This window comes from Psychrobacter sp. T6-1, from assembly GCF_052258445.1.
On sequence record NZ_JBQQFC010000317.1, the window covers coordinates 1 to 2,648 of the forward strand.

The following is a 2,648-nucleotide window of genomic DNA, read 5'->3' on the forward strand; positions in this document are numbered from 1 at the left end:
GCGGAATCGCCAAACACTTCAACCCAGTTCTTTAAGATGGTTTGGGTGTAGCCGTGCTCGCTATTGGGCATGCCAATGACGTTTGCCATAATGTATTGGCTATTGGCTTTAAACCCAGTCAGCGCCTCTAGGGTATATAAGTTACTCGCGACAAATCGCCCTTGAAAGGCATCAATCAGCATAAAGTCATAACGTGCTTGCGCGTTACGCGTCAAATAGCCGCGCGCATCATCGCCGATGAACTTGATATTGGACGCAATCGGTGCTTTTAAAAAGTGTTCTTCGATAATCTTAGGTAAGCCTTTGTCAATATCGATAACGGTCAGCGCCATATCTGGATTATGATGCGCCACCTCACTAGGTGTCCCCATACCCGCGCCGCCTAAGAACACAAGCGTCTCGGGTGCAATCTCATCGATAGCCTCTACGGTAACCTTGCCATACCAGTGACAGTTCTTTTTGGGCAAATATATCCAGCAGCTACTCGTTGACAGTCCAGGTTTATCAGTGATGGTCACTGCCAGCTGATGATCGATAACCGTCTGGTTGATAAACCAAGCGCCCGTCGCGGTCTGATAGCCTGTATCGGTTTTGTTCAACAGTATAAAGCCAGCGGTCATTACAAACGCCGATAGCGCTAACATATAGTTGAGCGTCGGCGCGGATGGGCTCGTAGACTCGTCGCTATGTATATGTATAGCGAGCTTGGTACATAGATAGCTACTGATCGCAAGGGCGGCGATAAATAGCGCCAAGCTACTCATCAGGCCAATATAAGGCAGTAGTATAATCGGCGTCAGCGTCGAGCCAAGCACACTACCGATGGTGGTAATCGCTACCATCATCCCCGCGTTCTTGCCTGCATCGACACTGCCATTATTGTCCAAGCTTTTATATTTCAATGATAAAAACTGGGTAATCAGTGGAATCGCGGTCGAGCCAAACGCTAACCCTACCCCGAATAATAACCCGACGCCGATAGCGGCTATGATGGGACTATCCGTGCTAGCAGTCATCACTGCCAGTAGTGGTAATTGAATAATACAAGCAATCGCGTGTGAAATGGCAGACAAGGATAAGACGTGTCCTGCCTTGAGTAGCGCTTGTCTTGGTGTATGGATATCTTGTGACAGGCGTCCGCCATACCAGTAGCCCACCGCGATAGCGATTAGCACCATTGCGAGGATGACACCAGTGATCGAGATCGACGAGCCGATATAGGTCGCGGAAATACGAATGGCATAGATCTCGATACCGAGACCGGCAAAGCCCTCTAGTAGCGCTATGACTAGACAGATACCCAAGACTTTGTTTTGCATAGCACGACTCATCAGCACAATATTTTGTGATGATTTTACACTATTCTGTGTGAGATGGGACGGTGAGTGATTTTGTAGAGATGAACAGAGTTATTTGAGATTTGAATTAAGGGATAACTCGACAAGGTGACCCATTGGGGATATCGCACTCTATACGAGCATTAGAAGGAGATTTTGCAATAGCTATAATTTTTTGTTGTGTAACTGACGTCCAGCCAATACCGTTAGTAATAGACTGACAAGAACTAATAACTGGTGCTCCTGGCAATGTACCTACCCTTGGATCGTTAATAGCGAGATAAACTTGTATACTATAGCTCCTCGCTTCTGACAAACAAGCATTACTGTACGCTCTGCCTACATAACTTTGATAGGCAGGAATAGCAATAGCTGCCAAAATACCAATAACAGCAACAACAATCATCAACTCGATTAAGGTAAAGCCTGATTGTTTTTCTGTATAATAACTTGAAGTTGGATACATATGAATGACAAACTCTATTATGTTCGTTTAGCTACTGCATTTGCTATCACCGCAAACACCTTATAATAATCGTTCCACACTTTGTACTTCAGGTTTGGGCATAAAAAAACCAAACAAGGCGTTTGGTTTCTTCATAATGAGTTGCATAGATTAAGTTGTAGCTGTTGCATTTAATTTACATTGACCTGAAGCTAAAGTGCATTCCACCTCTTTATTTTCACCGTTCTTAACTTCAGCAAATACTGCTGTAGCATTAGCTGCTGGTTCAGCAATGATGCAGTTAGCTGTATTGAAGTTTAATATAGCAGGCTTTTTACTTACTTTGGTATCATCTGTTGGAGCTGGATCGTTGAGATATAAGTTCAACTGACCAGTATAATTTTTAGTAGTTGCCAAGCACTGAGTATCAACAGAACGTTTAGTATAATTCTGATAAGCAGGAATAGCGATAGCAGCCAAGATACCGATAATAGCAACCACGATCATTAGTTCGATTAGGGTAAAACCTTTTTGAGCGTTCATAGGAACTCCTTTAGGGATAGTACGAAGATATCTTTATCTTCAGTTATAGGGGTAATGCTTTCTTATTATAATAGTTGCATGTAGCGTGCCAAGTTATAGCTCTATGCTCTTCTATGTATATATGTATTTGTCTTGAACGCTCTTAAATAGTCGTTAAATCAAAAATTTAAGTCTAGTAACATCGAAATACTACCCTATGTTACCCATTACTTACTCAAAATTGTCAGTACGGATAGTTGTCTTGTGTTTTGCATCCTATTTACTGACGTTTTTTGTCAATGACTTATTCATTATTGCCATTCGCTACCTGACCCGCAATAAGT

General features: G+C 42.8%; 3 protein-coding genes. All 3 read right to left on the reverse strand.

Translation table 11 applies throughout. The features are described from left to right. A partial coding sequence (locus ACTXGO_RS12190) for a fused MFS/spermidine synthase (RefSeq protein ID WP_443574739.1) occupies positions 1 to 1,319 on the reverse strand: 1,319 nt, incomplete at its 3' end. Between the two features lie 106 nt (positions 1,320 to 1,425). After that, a complete protein-coding gene (locus tag ACTXGO_RS12195; protein WP_443542395.1) occupies positions 1,426 to 1,803 on the reverse strand; it encodes a pilin in 378 nt (125 codons plus the stop codon). Positions 1,804 to 1,953: 150 nt separating this feature from the next. Beyond that, positions 1,954 to 2,325: a prepilin-type N-terminal cleavage/methylation domain-containing protein gene (locus ACTXGO_RS12200; protein ID WP_443542393.1), complete on the reverse strand. Its 372-nt coding sequence runs from the start codon at positions 2,323 to 2,325 to the stop codon at positions 1,954 to 1,956. Positions 2,326 to 2,648: the final 323 nt, after the last annotated feature.

Coding starts and splice junctions, on each gene's coding strand:
- ACTXGO_RS12200 (WP_443542393.1), bottom strand. CDS start 2,325: ATGAACGCTCAAAAAGGTTTTACCCTAATCGAACTAATGATCGTGGTT.
- ACTXGO_RS12195 (WP_443542395.1), bottom strand. CDS start 1,803: ATGTATCCAACTTCAAGTTATTATACAGAAAAACAATCAGGCTTTACC.